Source organism: Streptomyces sp. NPDC005263 (genome assembly GCF_042872365.1).
Lineage (GTDB): Bacteria > Actinomycetota > Actinomycetes > Streptomycetales > Streptomycetaceae > Streptomyces.
In genome coordinates this window covers 310567-328029 of record NZ_JBIAKJ010000004.1, presented here as the reverse complement: position 1 = coordinate 328029, position 17463 = coordinate 310567, and the positions used below count along the sequence as shown (strand labels likewise).

Annotated in this window: 14 protein-coding genes; 10 read left to right on the top strand and 4 right to left on the bottom strand. The window is 71.3% G+C overall.

From position 1 onward, the window contains the following. Positions 1-77 precede the first annotated feature (77 nt). Complete coding sequence (locus ACFYRY_RS19995) at positions 78-449, top strand: SsgA family sporulation/cell division regulator (RefSeq protein ID WP_389146989.1); 372 nt, start codon at positions 78-80, stop codon at positions 447-449. On the opposite strand, the gene ACFYRY_RS19990 is transcribed toward ACFYRY_RS19995, so the two are convergent. From ACFYRY_RS19990 to ACFYRY_RS19980, 3 genes are all read right to left on the bottom strand, one after another. Continuing rightward, positions 426-2105 carry a penicillin-binding transpeptidase domain-containing protein gene (locus ACFYRY_RS19990; protein ID WP_389146986.1) on the bottom strand — a complete coding sequence of 560 codons (1680 nt, stop codon included), beginning with the start codon at positions 2103-2105 and terminating at the stop codon, positions 426-428. The two genes, ACFYRY_RS19995 and ACFYRY_RS19990, sit on opposite strands and share 24 nt — an antisense overlap. A gap of 96 nt (positions 2106-2201) precedes the next feature. After that, positions 2202-3839 (bottom strand): penicillin-binding transpeptidase domain-containing protein, encoded by a 1638-nt coding sequence (locus ACFYRY_RS19985; protein WP_389146984.1) that lies wholly within the window; start codon positions 3837-3839, stop codon positions 2202-2204. Positions 3840-3985: 146 nt separating this feature from the next. Further along, complete coding sequence (locus ACFYRY_RS19980; RefSeq protein WP_389146981.1) at positions 3986-4384, bottom strand: VOC family protein; 399 nt, start codon at positions 4382-4384, stop codon at positions 3986-3988. A 106-nt stretch (positions 4385-4490) separates the two neighbouring features. Here ACFYRY_RS19980 and ACFYRY_RS19975 point away from each other — a divergent pair, with 106 nt between their 5' ends. Further along, a complete protein-coding gene (locus tag ACFYRY_RS19975; protein WP_389146978.1) occupies positions 4491-5480 on the top strand; it encodes a helix-turn-helix transcriptional regulator in 990 nt (329 codons plus the stop codon). A 291-nt stretch (positions 5481-5771) separates the two neighbouring features. Here ACFYRY_RS19975 and ACFYRY_RS19970 read toward each other — a convergent pair whose 3' ends face one another. Next, positions 5772-7514 (bottom strand): dolichyl-phosphate-mannose--protein mannosyltransferase, encoded by a 1743-nt coding sequence (locus ACFYRY_RS19970; protein ID WP_389146975.1) that lies wholly within the window; start codon positions 7512-7514, stop codon positions 5772-5774. Positions 7515-7577: 63 nt separating this feature from the next. On the opposite strand from ACFYRY_RS19970, the gene rsmI reads away from it, so the two are divergent. The 8 genes from rsmI to ACFYRY_RS19930 all read left to right on the top strand — a co-directional run bounded on the left by rsmI (position 7578) and on the right by ACFYRY_RS19930 (position 17461). After that, complete coding sequence (gene rsmI, locus ACFYRY_RS19965) at positions 7578-8447, top strand: 16S rRNA (cytidine(1402)-2'-O)-methyltransferase (protein WP_389146972.1); 870 nt, start codon at positions 7578-7580, stop codon at positions 8445-8447. A gap of 279 nt (positions 8448-8726) precedes the next feature. Then, positions 8727-9101: a hypothetical protein gene (locus ACFYRY_RS19960; RefSeq protein WP_389146969.1), complete on the top strand. Its 375-nt coding sequence runs from the start codon at positions 8727-8729 to the stop codon at positions 9099-9101. A 47-nt stretch (positions 9102-9148) separates the two neighbouring features. Beyond that, the gene (locus ACFYRY_RS19955; RefSeq protein WP_389146966.1) at positions 9149-10030 is read left to right on the top strand and encodes a TatD family hydrolase; all 882 of its coding nucleotides are present in this window, start codon (positions 9149-9151) and stop codon (positions 10028-10030) included. Positions 10031-10162: 132 nt separating this feature from the next. Further along, positions 10163-11560 carry a ubiquitin-like domain-containing protein gene (locus ACFYRY_RS19950; protein ID WP_389146964.1) on the top strand — a complete coding sequence of 466 codons (1398 nt, stop codon included), beginning with the start codon at positions 10163-10165 and terminating at the stop codon, positions 11558-11560. Between the two features lie 99 nt (positions 11561-11659). Further along, a complete protein-coding gene (rsmA, locus tag ACFYRY_RS19945) occupies positions 11660-12559 on the top strand; it encodes a 16S rRNA (adenine(1518)-N(6)/adenine(1519)-N(6))-dimethyltransferase RsmA (protein ID WP_389146960.1) in 900 nt (299 codons plus the stop codon). Continuing rightward, positions 12560-13462, top strand: a complete 903-nt coding sequence (locus ACFYRY_RS19940) for a 4-(cytidine 5'-diphospho)-2-C-methyl-D-erythritol kinase (RefSeq protein WP_389146957.1) — start codon at positions 12560-12562, stop codon at positions 13460-13462. It abuts the gene before it with no gap. Positions 13463-13633: 171 nt separating this feature from the next. After that, positions 13634-15442, top strand: coding sequence for an ABC-F family ATP-binding cassette domain-containing protein (locus ACFYRY_RS19935; RefSeq protein WP_389146954.1), 1809 nt, complete (start codon positions 13634-13636; stop codon positions 15440-15442). Between the two features lie 192 nt (positions 15443-15634). Beyond that, a complete protein-coding gene (locus ACFYRY_RS19930; protein ID WP_389146951.1) occupies positions 15635-17461 on the top strand; it encodes a PQQ-binding-like beta-propeller repeat protein in 1827 nt (608 codons plus the stop codon). Positions 17462-17463 lie beyond the last annotated feature (2 nt).

The window sequence follows — 17463 nt, the reverse complement described above, 5'->3', positions numbered from 1 at the left end:
CCGGAAATGTGCGACGCTGGACGGGGGGCGGACGCACAGCTTCCACACAGGTTACGCAGCGTGAGAGGGCCGTCACGATGTCTGTTGTCGAACAGTACGCGCGAGCTCATATCGTCACGGACGCGGACCTGCCGCGTGAGGGTGACGAGGCCGTCCCGGTCATCCTGCGCTACGACCCCGAGACCGACCCGCGCTCGGTACTGATCCGCCTGCCCGGTGCGCACGAGTGGACCTTCTCGCGCTCCCTCCTCGAACAGGGCCTGCGCGCCCCGGCCGGCAGCGGAGCGGTCCGCGTGTGGCCGTGCGGACGTGTCCAGGCCGTCGTCGAGTTCCACTCCGCGGAGGGTGTCTCGGTGGTGCAGTTCGACGCGAAGGCCCTGCTCAGGTTCCTGCGGCGGACCTACATGGCCACTCCGGTGCGGAGTTCAGCCGCCCATCTTCAGCAGTGACGCCACGATCGGGCCCGCCGTGTCGCCGCCGTGCCCGCCCTGCTGGACAACGCCCGCGGCGGCGAGGTCACCGCGGTAGGCCGTGAACCAGCCGTTCGGCTTCTTCTGCCCGTCGACCTCCGCCGAGCCGGTCTTCGCGCCCACGGTGCCACTGACCCCCGACATCGCCTCGGCCGCCGTGCCGTAGGCCGCGGTGTACGACATCAGTTCCCGCATCTGCTTCAGCGTGTTCGAGGACATCTTGCGGGACGCGGTGGCGAGCTTGCGGTTGTCGACCGTGGGCGACACCAGGTAGGGCTGCTTGAAGGTGCCCGACTCGATCGTCGCCGCCACCGACGCCATGTTCAGCGGGTTCATCCGCACCCCGCCCTGCCCGATCAGCGAGGCCGCCATCTGGGCCGCGCTCTGCACCGGCACCGACCCGTCGAAGCTCGGCACTCCGATGGCCCAGTTGTTCATGGACAGACCGAAGACCTGCTCGGCCTGCTTGGTCAGGTCGTCGTTCTTCAGGTCGGGCGCCTGGCTGATGAAGGCCGTGTTGCAGGAGCGGGCGAAGCTCGCCTTGAAGGTGCCGCCCTTGATCTCGAACTTGTCGTCGTTCTGGAACTTCCAGCCGCCGTAGGTGGAGTACTTCGGGCAGGGGTGCTTCTTGTCGGCCGAGGCCAGGCCCTTGTCGATGAGCAGCGTCGAGGTGATGACCTTCATCGTGGAGCCGGGGGCGAGGGAGCCCTGGAAGGCGATGTTGAAGCCGTGGGAGGCGTTCGCGGCGGCCAGGATCTCGCCGGTCGAGGGACGCATCAACACCACCGACGACTTGGCCTTCTTGGCGACCTGCCGCTCGGCCGCCGCCTGCAGGGTCGGGCTCAGGGTCGTCTTCACCGTGCCCGGCGTGCCCTTGCTCAGCTCGAGCAGCGTCTTGTCGGACGCCTTCGACGCCTTCGCGGACTTGCCGCGGATCACCCGGAGCTCGATGCCCGCCTTACCGCCGGCGATCTTGCCGTACTTCTCGCGCAGCCCGTCCAGAACCGTGCCCAGCGACGGGTACTTGGCCGTGGTGATCTCGCCGCCGTCCCGGTCGAGCGCCGTCACCGGCGGGGTCCCGGACTCGCCGGTGACCAGGGTGTCGCCGTCCAGGAGGTCGGGGTGGACGACCGACGAGTGCCACTCGACCTGCGGCTTCCCGTCGGTTTTGTCGCGGACGACGGTCAGCGCGCTGTTGTACGTCAGCGGCTTCTCGGTGCCCTTGTACGACACCGTCGCCTTCACGGCGAAGGGGACCTTGTCGCCGGTGCGGGTGCCCGGGGTGAGCGTGACGTCCTTGAGGTGGGCGTCCTTGCTGTAGCCGGTGAGGAGGGTGGTGGCCGCCGCGGAGTCGCTCGTGGCGGCGGCCGCCCGGGGCACCTTGCCCTGCTGCCAGGCCGTCAGGAACGTGCGGGCCGTGGTGGTGACCTCGGTCGCCGAGAGCGGACCGCTGGGGATGTCCTTCTTGTGGTCGTCGCTCGCGGACGACGACCCCTTCCCGTCGAAGGCCGCCGCCCCGCCTCCGTACAGTGCGTAGACGCCGAAACCGGCGCCGCCGACGACCACGGCGATCATCCCGCCGACCACGGCGGGTTTGGTCTTCCGTCGCTCGGCGACGCGCCTTCGATTACCCACAGCCTTGTTCCTCCGCGAAAATTCCCCAGGGTCCCCGTTGCCCTCTGCAGTCCCAACGACGGCAACAGCCTAGAGTCCCTTCCCGCGTGGGTGAGATCAGCCGGCAGCTCGTAGCACAGCTGCGACAATCGGACCGGCCGCGTCGCCGCCGTGTCCGCCCTCCTCCGTCATGGCCGCCGCGGCCACGTCGTTGCGGAAACCGGTGAACCAACTGTTGGACACGGCCTGCCCGTCGACCTCCGCCGAACCGGTCTTCGCGCCGATGTCCCCGCCGAGTCCGGCCATCGCGTTGACGGCGGTGCCCTCGGTCGCGGTCAGCCGCATCATCTGCTTCAGCTGCGCCGCGGTGGACGACGGCAGCCCCTTGGCGGTGGCGAGTTCGCGGTCGTCGAGCTCGGGTGAGACCAGGTAGGGCTGACGGAAGTCGCCGGTGATCGCCGTGGCCGTCACCGAGGCCAGGTTCAGCGGGTTCAGCTGGACCTGCCCCTGGCCGATGGCGTTCGCGGCCCGGTCCGGGCCGTCGGCCGCGGGGACCTTGCCATCCCGGGAGACGATGCCGGTCTTCCAGTCGAGGCCGAGCCCGAACCGCGTCTGCGCCTCCGTGGTCAGCGACTCGTCGGTGAGCGGCTTCTCGTCGATCAGCTTGATGAAGGCCGTGTTGCAGGACCGCATGAAGCTGCCCGCGAGGGTGGCGTTCTCGTCGGGCCGCATGTTCGTGAGGTTCTTGAAGGTCTGGCTCTGCCAGGTCGCCGTGTCCGGGCAGGGCGCCGGGCCGTTCATCGAGGTCACGCCGTTGTCGATGAGCATCGCCGCGGTGATGATCTTCATGGTGGAACCGGGCGCGACCTCGCCCTCGAAGGCCGCGTTGAAGGCGTCCGTGCGGTTGTTCGCCACCGCCAGCACCTCGCCGGTGCTGGGCTTGACGGCGACCAGCGAGGACTGGGCGTACTGCTTGACCGCCTTCTCGGCCGCGGCCTGCGCGGTCGCGCTGAGCGTGGTCCGCAGCTTGCCCGGCTTGCCCTTGGCGAGCGTCAGCAGCGGGGTGTCGGCGGCGTTCTCGTCGGCGTGCCGGATCACCAGCTCGATGCCGGGGGTGCCGCCGGCCTTGTCGCCGTACCTGCCGCGCAGCGCGTCCAGGATCGGCCCCAGGGACGGGTAGGTGTCCTTGGTCAGTACCGCCCCGTTCCGGTCCACCGCCTCGATCGGCGGGTTTGCCGACTCCCCGGTGACCAGGGTGTCGTCCCGCCGCAACTCGGGGTGGATCACCGACGGCTGCCAGTCGACCAGTGCCCGCCCGGTGGTGACGCCGCGTACGACGGTCAGCTCGCTCTTGTAGGTCAGCGGCTTGGTCTTGCCGTCGTAGGCCACCTTCGCCTTCACCGTGTAGGGCACGGTGGCGCCGGACGTCTTCCCCGGCGTGATCCGGACATCGGCTATGTGGGCGGCTTCGCCGTACGCCGTCAGCAGCGGCTCGGCGGCCGTGTCGTTGTTGGTGTAGCCCGCCGCGCTCGCCGCCCGGCCCTTCTCCCAGGCCGCGAAGAACTTGGCGGACGTCTCCTTGACCTCGTCCGCGCTGGGCGGCCCGCTCTTCAGAGGAGCGGGCCCGGCCGAGCCCGCCCCGCCCCCGCCGGTCCCGTTCAACGCGGACACGATGTTGTACGTCCCGTACCCGGCCCCGCCCACCATCACGGCGCACACGCCACCGATGACGGCGACCTTCACCCCTCTGCCCATCCCGCGGACCCCTCCCCGTTCCCCGTTGTGCCCTCCGCACGTCTTCTTGAACGTGTTCAGAAAGCGCTGTGGGTCGCACTCTATGCGGCAGTCGTGACGCACGGGGTAAAGATTCCGCCGAATATCGAGCCATGTGCGTGCGGGCGTCAGCGTGCGAACTTCTCGCGGGCCGCGGGGGTGACGGGGGTGAAGAAGTTGACGAGGTTGCCGTCGGGGTCACGGAACAGCAGCGACCGGTTGCCCCAGGGCATCGTGGTGGGCTTGGTGACGAAGTCGGTGACGAAGCCCGTCAGGTTCTCGTGGACGAGGTCCACGTCGTCGACGAGGAACTCGGTGATCACGCTGTGGTTGTCCGCCGGGCGGGCGGAGCCCGGGGCGAACAGCGGGACGGTGCGGGTGCCGGCGATCGCGAGGGTGGCGCCCGCGGTGGTGAGTTCGGCGAAGTCCTCGGTGGCCCACGTCGCCCGCACCCCGGTGGCGCGCTCGTAGAACTCGACGAGGCGCGCCACGTCGCCGGTGATGATGCGGATCGAGACGAACTTCATGGGGATCTCCTTGGCTGTGCAGGCGGCCTGTGCCGGCTGCCTGTGCTCCGCAGGCTAGGAGAAATAGTGGACAGAATCGGTCCTGTATCGGCGCTAGGTTGGGCACATGCCCCGACCCACTGCCCGTGTGCTGACCCTCCTGGAGCTGCTGCAGTCGGGCGGCACCCGCACGGTGGCCGAACTGGCCGACCGGCTCGGCGTCGAAGGGCGCACCGTGCGGCGGTACGTGGGCCAGCTGATCGACCTGGACGTGCCCGTGGAATCGGTGCGCGGCCGCTACGGCGGGTACCGGCTCGCCCCCGGGTACCGCCTGCCTCCGCTCATGCTCAGCGACGACGAGGCGCTGGCCGTGCTGCTCGGCCTGGTCGCCGGCCGCCGAGCAGGGTCGCTGACGGCGGGTCACACCGCGAGCGAGACGGCGACGGCCAAGATCCGACGGGTGCTGCCCAAGCACCTCGCCCACAGGCTCGACACACTCCTGGAATCCCTCAGCTTCACGGATCAGCCCCGTGGGCTCGCCGCCCCGGACACCGGGGTCCTGCTCACCCTCGCCGATGCGGTCCGCCACGGCCGACCGGTCTCGATCCGCTACACCGACCGCGACGGACGGCGCAGCGAACGCACCCTGCACGCGTACGGGATCGTCGCCCACGCGGGCCGGTGGTACGTCACAGGCACGGACCCCGAGATCGGCGAGGACCGAACCTTCCGACTCGATCGCATCGCGGACGCGAGGACCCTGCCCGGATCGTTCGAAGCGCCCCTGGATCCCGATCCGGCGCACCGGATGCTGTCAGGGTTCGCGACGGCCGAGTACCGGCACGAGGTGACCTTGCGGATCCACGGGACCGTCGAGCAGATCCGCGCCCGCCTTCCCGCCGGCGTCGCCACCCTGGAGGAGCAGGAGCCCGCGGCAGGCCAGGACCCGGCGACCGAGCGCTGGCTGCGCGTCGAACTGCGGGCGGAGAGGCTCGAATGGTTGCCGCCAGTCCTCGCCTCACTCGACCGCCCGTTCGTCATCGAGCGCCCCGATGAACTGCGCGACCTCGTCACCGCCCTCGCCGAACGCCTCACGTCCTACGCCCGCCAGGCCTGACCGCGAGGAACCGATAACGCGGGCGGACCGTGCGGAAGGCCGCTACGGTCTCTCCATGAGTGGGGGGCGGGAGCGGGGGACGCGGCCGTGCAAGTGGTGCGGTGAGCCGGTCGAACAGCCGAAAAGCCGTTGGCGCAGGCGGAGTTACTGCTGCAAGGCACACCGCCGCTACCACCGGATCCTCGATGCTGTCTTCGAGTTCCTGGACTTCTGGTAGCGCTCAGGCGGCCCAACCGTCGCAGGAAAGCACGGCGAACACGTCGGCCGCACCCTCCTGCTGTGTCTGCCCGGCTAGACCCACGTATCCAGCCACATCCGCGACCGCCACTGGTCGATCGGGATCGTGGTGCCCGTGAACAGGGGCCAGAAGTAGATGAAGTTCCAGGCGATCAGCAGGACCAGGATGCCCGCGCCCGCCGCGCCGGCGACGCGGCGGGTGTCGGTGGAGCCCGGGGGGCCGACGATCGCGCCGAGGAGCATGGCGACGGCCAGGCAGAGGAACGGGACGAAGACGATCGTGTAGAAGAAGAAGATCGTGCGGTCCTGGTAGAGGAACCAGGGCAGGTAGCCGGCCGCGATGCCGCAGGCGATCGCGCCCGCCCGCCAGTCGCGGCGGAAGAACCAGCGCCACAGCACGTACAGGATCGCGAAGCAGGCCAGCCACCACAGCATCGGCGTGCCGATCGCGAGGACCTCGCGGGCGCACTTCTCGCTCGCGTCGATCGGGCAGCCGTCCTTGCCGGGGGCGGGGGACTCGTAGAAGTAGGAGACCGGGCGGCCCGTGACGAGCCAGCTCCACGGGTTGGACTGGTACGTGTGCGGCGAGGAGAGGTTGATGTTGAACAGGTAGACCTCGTGCTCGTAGTGCCACAGGCTCAGCCACCAGTCCGGGAAGAGCCACGACCAGCTGCTGCTCCTGCCGTTGGCGGTCGCCCAGTTGCGGTAGTAGCCGCCGCTGCCGTCCGTGGCGGAGAGGATCCACCCGAGCCACGACAGGATGTACGTGGCGATCGCGACCGGGACGGTGGCGAGGAACGCCAGCCCGAGATCCCGCCTGAGGACCGCCGCGTACGGACGGCCCGCGCCCGCGACCTTGCGGCTGCCGACGTCCCACAGCACCGCCAGCACACAGAACGCGGCCAGGATGTACAGGCCGTTCCATTTGGTGCCGATGGCGAGGCCGAGCATCAGGCCGGCCAGCCAGCGCCAGGGGCGCCACCCGAGGCGGGTCGTCTCCGCGATGTGCGCGTCCGGCCTTGCCCTGCCGTCGGCGTCCACGGGGAGCGCGGCGGCGAGTCTCTCCCGGGCTCGGTCGCGGTCGATGACCAGGCAGCCGAACGCGGCCAGCACGAAGAACATCAGCACGCCGTCGAGCAGCGAGGTGCGGGCCATCACGAACGCCAGGCCGTCCACCGCCATCAGCGCGCCGGCCAGACAGCCGAGGAACGTGGAGCGGAAGATACGGCGGCCGATCCGGCACAGCATCAGGATCGACAGGGTGCCGAGCAGCGCGGTCATGAACCGCCAGCCGAACGGGTTGAACCCGAAGATCAGCTCCCCGAGCCCGATGACGTACTTGCCGACCGGCGGGTGCACGACGTACGCCGCGTCCGTGGGCACCCGCACGTTCCCGCCGCCCGACAGGATCAGGTCGTTGACGTTCTTGCCCCAGCTGACCTCGAACCCGCGGTGGACCAGCGCCCACGCGTCCTTCGCGTAGTACGTCTCATCGAATATCACCCGCTTCGGGCTGCCCAGGTGGTAGAAGCGCAGCACGCCCGCGAACAGCGTCACCAGCAGCGGGCCGCCCCAGCCGGACCAGCGGACGAACCGCTCGGCGGCCGGCCCGGACACCCCGAGCACCTGCCACAACCGTGGGCTGGGCCGCACGTACGGCGGCACCAGACGGTCGCGCACGTCGCTTCTGGGCCCCGCCGCGTAACCGAAACGGCGCAGCCGCTGCTGCCACGACGGCCGCTGGTCCTGGGGGGCGTGGTCCTGCCGGGTGTCCGTGGAGGACGCGGTACTGGTCACCGCGCCATCGTAAGGAACGGCGCTGTGTGCGTCCCGTGCTTGGGGTCCTGCGAGGATGGAAACGTGACACAGACGCCCGGAACCCTGGTCCTCGCCGGCACGCCCATCGGTGACGTGGCCGACGCCCCGCCCCGCCTCGCCGAGGAGTTGGCCGGGGCCGATGTCGTCGCCGCCGAGGACACCCGGCGGCTGCGCAGGCTGACACAGGCGCTGGGGGTGACGTGCGGCGGGCGTGTCGTGTCGTACTTCGAGGGCAACGAGTCCGCCCGCACGCCCGAGCTGGTCGAGGAGCTGGTGGGCGGCGCGCGGGTGCTGCTGGTGACCGACGCGGGGATGCCGTCGGTGTCCGATCCCGGGTACCGGCTGGTCGCGGCGGCCGTGGAGAAGGACATCCGGGTCACGGCCGTACCGGGGCCCTCCGCGGTGCTCACCGCGCTCGCGCTGTCCGGGCTGCCCGTCGACCGGTTCTGCTTCGAGGGGTTCCTGCCGCGCAAGGCGGGCGAGCGGCTGTCCCGGCTGCGGGAGGTCGCCGAGGAGCGCCGCACCCTCGTCTACTTCGAGGCACCGCACCGGCTCGACGACACCCTCGCCGCGATGGCCGAGGCGTTCGGCGGCGACCGGCGGGCCGCCGTCTGCCGCGAGCTGACCAAGACGTACGAGGAGGTCAAGAGGGGCGGACTGGGCGAGCTGGCCGCGTGGGCGGCCGAGGGGGTGCGCGGGGAGATCACGGTCGTCGTGGAGGGCGCGCCGGAGCGCGGTCCCGAGGAGCTGGACGCCGCGGAGCTCGTGCGGCGGGTGCGGGTGCGTGAGGAGGCGGGGGAGCGGCGCAAGGAGGCGATCGCCGCGGTGGCCGCCGAGGCCGGGCTGCCCAAGCGGCAGGTGTTCGACGCGGTGGTGGCGGCGAAGAACGCGTCCGCGACGGGCCCTTCCTGAGGCGCGTTTCGGCCCTTCCGACGGGCGTTCCACGAGGGGCGCACAAAGGGGCGCACACGTTCCTGAGCAGGGCGTATCTCCTCTGAGCGTGCGCCCCATGGAGGCGCAAAGACCCTTCCCGGAAGGCAAAGTCAGGAACGGGTCGAAGGGCCGGTTTGGCAAGGGAGGCCCAAATCGGATCCAACACTCGACAGGCTTGGTGCTTTCCCGACGGCGGAAGCGTCCACTGGTCAAAGGGACACACCCGTCCCCTCGAACCAGCGGACTACAGGAGCTGGCATGAGTGAGATCGCCGTCGTCCACGAGTCGTATTCCTTCGCCTGCATGCGCTGCGGACACGGGTGGGAGCAGTCGTACGAGATAGAGCACCACGTGGACGCCGACGGCCGGGAGTTCGTGCAGTACGTCGTGAACGGCCAGGTCGTCCCCTCCCCGCTGTCCAGGCCCACCTGCTCGAACTGCGACAACCACGTCGTACGGATCATGCGGCCGGGCCGGGTCGCCTCCGCCCGCGACGCCGCGCACCGACCGCACCAGGCGCCGCCCGCCGGTCCGGTCCAGGCCCCGGAGGCCGACACCGAGGGCGAGCAGCAGGACGTCCACCACTGGCACCTGTCCGATCTCCTGCACCCGTTCCAGCGCAAGGCGAGCTGAGCCGGTCGGCGACCGAGGGGGGCCTGCCCCTTTCGTAGGATCGGGGCATGCCTTCGAACGCCGCCGACAAGAACGCCGCCCCGCCGCTCCCGGAGCCCCTCCGGGTGCCGGTCGCCGACTCCCACACTCACCTCGACATGCAGGCGGGCACCGTGGACGAGGCGCTCGCGAAGGCGGCCTCGGTGGGGGTGACCACGGTCGTGCAGGTCGGCTGCGACGTGGCCGGTTCCCGGTGGGCCGCCGAGACGGCCGCGCGCCACGACGCCGTCCACGCGACCGTGGCCCTGCATCCCAACGAGGCCCCGCGGATCGTCCATGGCGATCCCGACGGCTGGTCCCGGCAGGGCGCGCGCACCCCGGGCGGGGACGCGGGGCTCGACGAGGCCCTCGCCGAGATCGACCGGCTGGCCGCGCTGCCGCAGGTCAAGGGCGTCGGCGAGACGGGACTCGACTACTTCCGCACCGGGCCCGAGGGCAAGGAGGCCCAGGAGAGGTCGTTCCGCGCCCACATCGAGATCGCCAAGCGGCACGGCAAGGCCCTGGTCATCCACGACCGCGACGCCCACGCCGACGTGCTGCGCGTCCTGAAGGAGGAGGGCGCCCCCGAGCGCACCGTCTTCCACTGCTACTCCGGCGACGCCGAGATGGCGCAGATCTGTGCGGGCGCCGGATACTTCATGTCCTTCGCCGGCAACGTCACCTTCAAGAACGCCCAGAACCTGCGGGACGCCGTGGCCGTCGCCCCGGTGGAGCTGCTCCTTGTGGAGACCGACGCGCCCTTCCTGACGCCGGTGCCGTACCGCGGACGGCCCAACGCGCCGTATCTCATTCCGGTCACGGTGCGCGCGCTGGCCGCCGTGCGCGGCACCGACGAGGACGCGCTGGCGTCGGCACTCGCCGCCAACACCGCCCGCGCGTTCGACTACTGACCCGCGTCACCGATTCGCCGAACACGACGGTGAGTAGTCGCGTCACTTTGGAGAGTGACCGTCGCTCCGCTAGGTTCTGGGGGCCCGATCCGGACCCCTCTGGACCCCTCCGGCCCCCTGGAGCGTGTCGGCGTGAGCAACCCGCAGTACCAGACGTTCGAGGCGTACGGCCCACCGCCCGGCCTCGATCCACGCACCGACCTGCACATCGCGCAGACGCCGCCCTACGGCGGATACCCGCCGCCACCGACGTACGAGGACGTGGCGCCGCCGGCGTACGAGGACACCTACCGGCCCGCCTACGAGATGCCCGACCCGGTGCTCCCGTATCCGGCCGAGACCACGCCCGGCGGGGAACCGGCCCGGCCCGTCGCGCGTGCCGCGGCGCGTCGGCGGGCCGGGGCCCGCTGGCGCCGGGCGCGGTACGCCGAACGGGTCGACGGCACCGTGCGGCGACTGCTTCCGCAGGCCCTGGTCGTCGCCTTCCTGGCCGGCGGGACCACCGCGTTCGTCGCCGAGGACAAGGCGGTCGAGCTCAGCGTCGACGGCCGGCCGCGCACCCTGCACACCTTCGCGGACGACGTCACCGAACTGCTCGCCGAGGAGGGCGTGCGGGTGGGGGCCCACGATGTGATCGTGCCCGCCCCGGGCGAGGCGCTCGCCAGCGGCGACGAGGTCGCGGTGCGCTACGGGCGCCCCGTGCGGCTCATGCTGGACGGTGAGCGGCGTGAGGTGTGGACGACGGCGCACACCGTGGAAGGGGCGCTGCGGCAGATGGGGGTGCGTGCGGAGGGCGCGTATCTGTCCGCCTCGCGCTCCCGGCGCATCGGGCGTGAGGGGCTCGCGCTGGACGTGCGCACCGAGCGTTCCGTGACGGTCATGGCGGACGGCCGGGCCCGCACCATCCGCACCAACGCGGCCACCGTCCGGGAGGCCGTCGCGGAGGCCGGGATCACCCTGCGCGGGCAGGACACCACATCGGTGGCACCGGAGAGCTTCCCGCGCGACGGGCAGACCGTCACCGTGCTGCGGATCACCGGCACCAAGGAGATCCGGGAGGAGCTGATCCCGTTCGCGGAGGAGCGGACCGAGGACCCCTCGCTGTTCAGGGGGACCGAGGTCGTCGAACGGGCCGGACAGCCGGGCCTGCGGCGGGTCACGTTCTCCGTCCGCACCGTCAACGGGGTCCAGCAGAAGCCCCGGTGGGTCGGCACCGAGGTGGTGCGGGAGCCGCGGACGCAGCTGGTGAAGGTGGGCACCAGGCCGCTCCCGGCCTCCGTGCGGGACACGGACCAGCTGAACTGGCAGGCGCTCGCGGCGTGCGAGTCCGGAGGGCAGCCCGGGGCGGTCGACGACTCCGGGACGTACGGCGGGCTCTACCAGTTCGACACGGAGACCTGGCACCGCCTCGGCGGCACGGGACGGCCGCAGGACGCGACGGCGTCCGAGCAGACCTTCCGGGCGAAGAAGCTGTACACGCGGCAGGGGGCCGGTCCGTGGCCGCACTGCGGGGGACGGCTGCACGGCTGAGCGCCTCTCGCGCCGGGCGACCGGGCGCCCGGGCCGGTGGAGCACCCCTCGGGCGGCCTGCTGGTCGGCCGTGCCGAGTACCGCCCGTACCCTTGTCCCGTGAGCAGCAGCCCCACCCCCGACGCCCTCCTCGGCCCCGCCGACGTCCGTGAACTCGCGGGCGCCCTCGGGGTGCGCCCCACCAAACAGCGCGGTCAGAACTTCGTGATCGACGCGAACACGGTCCGCCGTATCGTCCGCACCGCCGAGGTCCGGCCCGACGACGTGGTGGTGGAGGTCGGCCCGGGACTCGGCTCGCTCACCCTCGCCCTGCTGGAGGCGGCCGACCGGGTCACCGCCGTCGAGATCGACGACGTCCTCGCCGGCGCGCTGCCCGCGACGATCACGGCCCGGATGCCGGCCCGCGCCGACCGGTTCGCGCTGGTCCACTCCGACGCCATGCACGTCACCGAACTGCCCGGCCCGGCCCCCACCGCACTGGTGGCGAACCTGCCGTACAACGTGGCCGTACCGGTGCTGCTGCACATGCTCAGCACCTTCCCGAGCATCGAGCGCAGCCTCGTGATGGTCCAGGCGGAGGTCGCCGACCGGCTCGCCGCCGCACCCGGCTCGAAGGTGTACGGCGTCCCGTCGGTCAAGGCCAACTGGTACGCCGACGTCAAACGGGCCGGCTCCATCGGCCGCAACGTCTTCTGGCCCGCGCCGAACGTCGACAGCGGGCTCGTCTCCCTGGTACGGCGGGCCGAACCGATCAAGACCACGGCGTCCAGGGGCGAGGTGTTCGCCGTCGTCGACGCCGCCTTCGCCCAGCGCCGCAAGACCCTGCGGGCCGCGCTCGCCGGCTGGGCCGGCTCGGCCGCCGCCGCCGAGCGGGCCCTGGTCGCCGCGGGCGTCTCGCCGCAGGCGCGCGGGGAGGCCCTGACGGTCGAGGAGTTCGCACGGATCGCGGAGGCCGCCGCGCCACGGACGACGGCCTCCCCTGAAGGAGAGTCCGAATAAGTGAGCGTGACGGTACGCGTCCCCGCCAAGGTCAACGTCCAGCTCGCGGTGGGCGCCGCCCGTGCCGACGGGTTCCATGACCTGGCCAACGTCTTCCTCGCGGTCGGCCTGCACGACGAGGTCACGGTGACCCCGGCCGACGAGCTGCGCGTCACCTGCTCGGGACCGGACTCCGACCAGGTGCCCCTGGACCGGACGAATCTGGCGGCACGGGCGGCGATCGCCCTCGCCGGGCGCCGTGGTCTGGACGCCGCCGTGCACATCCACATCGCCAAGGACATCCCCGTCGCCGGCGGGATGGCCGGCGGCAGCGCGGACGGCGCGGGCGCGCTGGTGGCGTGCGACGCGCTGTGGGGCACCGACGCCAGTCGTGAGGAACTCCTCGACATCTGCGCCGAGTTGGGCAGTGACGTGCCGTTCAGCCTGGTCGGCGGGGCGGCGCTCGGGACCGGACGCGGGGAGAAGCTGCGGACCCTGGAGGTCGGCGGGAGCTTCCACTGGGTGTTCGCGATGGCGGGGCGCGGGCTGTCCACGCCGGCCGTGTTCCGTGAGTTCGACCGGCTGGCCCAGGGGCGGGCGGTTCCCGAGCCGGTCGCCTCCCGGGACCTGCTCGACGCCCTCGCCAAGGGCGACCCCGACGCCCTCGCCGCCGCCGTCTCCAACGACCTCCAGCCCGCCGCCCTGTCCCTGTTCCCGGAGCTCGCCGACACCCTCGCGGCCGGCAGGGCCGCCGGCGCCCTCACCGCGCTGGTCTCGGGCTCGGGCCCGACCACGGCCTTCCTCACCCGCGACGCCGCGGCGGCGACGAAGGTGGCGGCGGCGCTCGGAGCCTCGGGCACGTGCCGCACGGTGCGCACGGCCGCGGGGCCGGTGCCGGGGGCGACGGTGGTGGCGGGGGCCTGAGGCCCGTCGTGCCGGGCGCGACCGTCGTGGCGGTGGCCGTGGCGGGGGAATCCTGAGGCCCGTCCGACCTGCCCCTTGCCGGGCGTGCAACCGGCTGGGAACGCGCCGGGGAGGGTCGACCGCCGCGGCGACTACCCTGGAGGGTCGATCGTCCCCCCTGGCAGGAGAGTAATGGCCGTCAACCTGGTCAATGTCGAGAACGTCAGCAAGGTGTACGGCACTCGTGCCCTCCTCGACGGCGTGTCCCTCGGCGTCTCCGAAGGGGACCGGATCGGTGTGGTCGGGCGCAACGGCGACGGCAAGACGACCCTGATCCGGATGCTCGCCAAGCTGGAGGAGGCCGACACCGGCCGGGTCACGCACTCGGGCGGGCTGCGGGTCGGCGTGCTGACCCAGCACGACTCCCTCGACCCGACCGCCACCGTCCGGCACGAGGTCATCGGGGACCTGGCCGACCACGAATGGGCCGGGAACGCGAAGATCAGGGACGTGCTGACCGGGCTGTTCGGCGGGCTGGACCTGCCGGGCTTCCCGCAGGGGCTCGACACCGTCATCGGGCCGCTCTCCGGCGGCGAGCGCCGCCGTATCGCGCTCGCCCAGCTGCTCATCGACGAGCAGGACCTGATCGTCCTCGACGAGCCCACCAACCACCTCGACGTCGAAGGCATCGCCTGGCTGGCCAAGCACCTGCGCGAGCGCCGTTCGGCGCTGGTGTGCGTGACGCACGACCGGTGGTTCCTGGACCAGGTCTGCACGCGCATGTGGGACGTCCAGCGCGGCGCCGTCTACGAGTACGAGGGCGGCTACTCCGACTACGTCTTCGCGCGCGCCGAACGGGAGCGGATCGCCGCCACCGAGGAGACCAAGCGGCAGAACCTGGTGCGCAAGGAGCTGGCGTGGCTGCGGCGCGGCGCCCCGGCCCGTACGTCCAAGCCGCGCTTCCGGGTCGAGGCCGCCAACGAGCTCATCGCGGACGTGCCGCCGCCCCGGGACAGCAGCGAGCTGATGAAGTTCGCCTCGTCACGGCTCGGCAAGACCGTCTTCGACCTGGAGGACGTCACCGTCCAGGCCGGTCCCAAGGTGCTCCTCAAGCATGTGACCTGGCAGCTCGGGCCCGGCGACCGCATCGGCCTGGTCGGGGTGAACGGCGCCGGGAAGACCTCCCTGCTGCGGGCCATGGCCGAGGCGGCTCGCAGCGAGGGCGAGACGCAGCCCGCGGGCGGCCGGGTCGCCGTCGGCAGGACCGTCAAGCTCGCCTACCTCTCCCAGGAGGTCGGCGAACTCGACCCGAACCTGCGGGTGCTGGAGGCCGTCCAGCGGGTGCGGGAGCGCGTCGACCTCGGCAAGGGGCGCGAGATGACCGCCGGGCAGCTGTGCGAGACGTTCGGGTTCAACAAGGAGAAGCAGTGGACGCCGGTCGGGGACCTTTCGGGTGGTGAGCGGCGCAGGCTCCAACTGCTGCGTCTGCTCATGGACGAGCCCAACGTGCTCTTCCTCGACGAGCCCACCAACGACCTCGACATCGAGACGCTGACCCAGCTGGAGGACGTGCTCGACGGCTGGCCCGGCTCGATGATCGTCATCTCCCACGACCGCTTCTTCGTCGAACGCACCACCGACCGGGTCTTCGCCCTGCTCGGCGACGCCACCCTGCGGATGCTGCCGCGCGGCATCGACGAGTACCTGGAGCGCCGCCGGCGGATGGAGGAGGCGGCCGCCGCGTCGGCTCCCGCTCCGGTCGCCGCCAAGGCCGCACCGGAGAAGAGCGCCGCCGACCAGCGCGCCGCGAAGAAGGAACTCCAGAAGATCGAACGGCAGTTGGACAAGGTCTCCGAGAAGGAGGCCAAGCTGCACGCCCGGATCGCGGAGAACGCCACCGACTTCTCGAAGGTGGCCGAACTCGACGCCGAGCTGCGCGACTTGGCCGGTGAGCGGGACGAGCTGGAGCTGCGGTGGCTGGAACTCGCCGAGGACGCGTGAAGGGTGCGTGAAGGCGCATAACGGGGTCGTCACGGGCCGGTTCTCCCTTGGGAACAGGGGCGGAACCGGCCTGTTCGTTGTCCTGACGAGTGATAGAAAGAGCCGTCTGAGAAGTTTCTGAGTACGACTCTGGGTCCATCACGAACCTCAGGGCGTGGCTAGAAATCAGTGATTGAACGGGGGAACACGCTGATGACGGAGCCGCCCAACCAGCCGCCGCAGGACGGTCACGGAGCGCCGCAGGACCAGCCGCAGGGTGGGTTCGGGGCGCCGCAGACGCCGCCGCCTCCCGCCGGTCCGCCGCCCGGTTACGGCTATCCCCAACAGCCGCCCGCGGCGCCGCAGTCGGGGCCCTACGGGCAGCAGGGGCCGTACGCTCCGCCCCAGCCCGGGCCCTACGGCCAGCCGCAGCCGGGTCCGTACGGTCAACCGAAGCAGCAGGCGCCGTACGGTCAACCGCAGCCGGGGCCGTACGGTCAGCCGCAGCAGCCGGGCCCGTACGGTCAGCCGCAGCAAGCGGGCCCGTACGGTCAGCCCCAGGGATACGGGTATCCGCAGCAGCCCCAGTTCCCGGGCGCGCCCGGCGGGAACCGCTTCAAGGGGAAGACCGCCATCGTCGTCGGCGCCGCCGTGGCCGCGCTGCTCGTCATCGGCGGGACCGTGTTCGCGGTCACCGGCGGCGGTGACGACGGTGACGGCAGGAAGCCGGTCGCCGAGAAGAGCGACGACTCCAAGGCCACCGCCTCCGACTCACCGGTCAACCCTGGCGACGGCAGCGGTGCTGGCGGCGAGGACCCGGAGAACCTCAACGAGGGCCGGCAGGCCGGTGAGTCGAAGGTGCTCTGGTACAAGGAGGCGCCCGACGCGCCCGGCGACGGCGCCGACGCCGCCGGCATGTGGATCACCGACAAGACCGCGGTGAAGGCGGCGTACAAGCAGCTCTTCGCCTACGACGTCGGCGACGGCAAGCCGACCTGGGACCCGATCACCTTCCCGCAGAAGATCTGCGCGGTCACCCCGCAGAAGACCGCCGACGACAAGATCGTCGTCGCGTACATGAGCGGCACCACGGACCGCGCCAAGTGCAACCTGCTCCAGCAGATCGACCTGAACACGGGCGCCAAGGGCTGGAGCGGCAAGGTCGCGGACGGCGCGCTGTTCGACAGCACGCTCCAGGTCGAACTGACCGTCAGCGGCGACACGTTGATGGTCGGCCGCTCCCAGTCCGGCACCGCGTACGACGTACGGACCGGCAAGAAACTGTTCGACAAGAAGAAGTACGGCACCTCCTGCTTCCCGACCGCGTTCGCGGGCGGCGGCAGGCTGGTCTCCGTGGCCTCCTGCGACGCCGCCGGGACCAATGAGCACGACGAGGTCCAGGAGCTGGATCCCAGGACCGGCAAGGTCAAGTGGACCCAGAAGTTCGACAAGGGCTGGACGGCCTCGCGGGTGTACTCCGTCGACCCGCTCGTCGTCTACAGCACCAACGAGGACAAGAAGACGTGGAACATCTCCACCTTCACCGCGACCGGCAAGTTCCGCTCCCAGGTCGACTTCGACGAGGACTTCGCCCCCAACTGCGGCCTGGCCATCCTCGCGCGTGACCTCCAGGGCTGCGAGGGTGTGGCCGCCGACGCCGACACGCTGTACCTGCCCACCGAGGCGACCACCGGGCCGAACGAGATCGTCGCGATCAACCTCTCCACCGGCAAGGAGAAGTGGCGCGTCAAGTCGCCCACGGACGAGTCGATGGTCCCGGTCAAGGTCGAGAGCGGCAAGCTCATCGCCTACGTGGAGCCCTCGTACTCCGCGGGCGGCCGCGTCGTGTCGATCCCGACCGGCGGCGGCAGCCACACCCCGGCCAAGCTGCTGCAGAACCCGCAGGGCACCGCGCAGATCGAGAGCGGGTTCTTCTCGAAGGACATCGACTGGGTCGGCGGGCGCTTCTACCTCTCCACCACGCGGCTGACCGGCAACGAGGACACGAAGGAGAAGTTGATGCTCGCCTACGGCAAGTGACC

Excerpts from the sequence above, each read along its gene's own strand:
- ACFYRY_RS19975 (WP_389146978.1), top strand. The coding sequence starts at position 4,491 with ATGCCCCGACCCACTGCCCGTGTGCTGACCCTCCTGGAGCTGCTGCAG.
- ACFYRY_RS19980 (WP_389146981.1), bottom strand. The coding sequence starts at position 4,384 with ATGAAGTTCGTCTCGATCCGCATCATCACCGGCGACGTGGCGCGCCTC.
- ACFYRY_RS19930 (WP_389146951.1), top strand. The coding sequence starts at position 15,635 with ATGACGGAGCCGCCCAACCAGCCGCCGCAGGACGGTCACGGAGCGCCG.
- ACFYRY_RS19960 (WP_389146969.1), top strand. The coding sequence starts at position 8,727 with ATGAGTGAGATCGCCGTCGTCCACGAGTCGTATTCCTTCGCCTGCATG.
- ACFYRY_RS19935 (WP_389146954.1), top strand. The coding sequence starts at position 13,634 with ATGGCCGTCAACCTGGTCAATGTCGAGAACGTCAGCAAGGTGTACGGC.
- ACFYRY_RS19955 (WP_389146966.1), top strand. The coding sequence starts at position 9,149 with ATGCCTTCGAACGCCGCCGACAAGAACGCCGCCCCGCCGCTCCCGGAG.
- ACFYRY_RS19995 (WP_389146989.1), top strand. The coding sequence starts at position 78 with ATGTCTGTTGTCGAACAGTACGCGCGAGCTCATATCGTCACGGACGCG.
- ACFYRY_RS19985 (WP_389146984.1), bottom strand. The coding sequence starts at position 3,839 with ATGGGCAGAGGGGTGAAGGTCGCCGTCATCGGTGGCGTGTGCGCCGTG.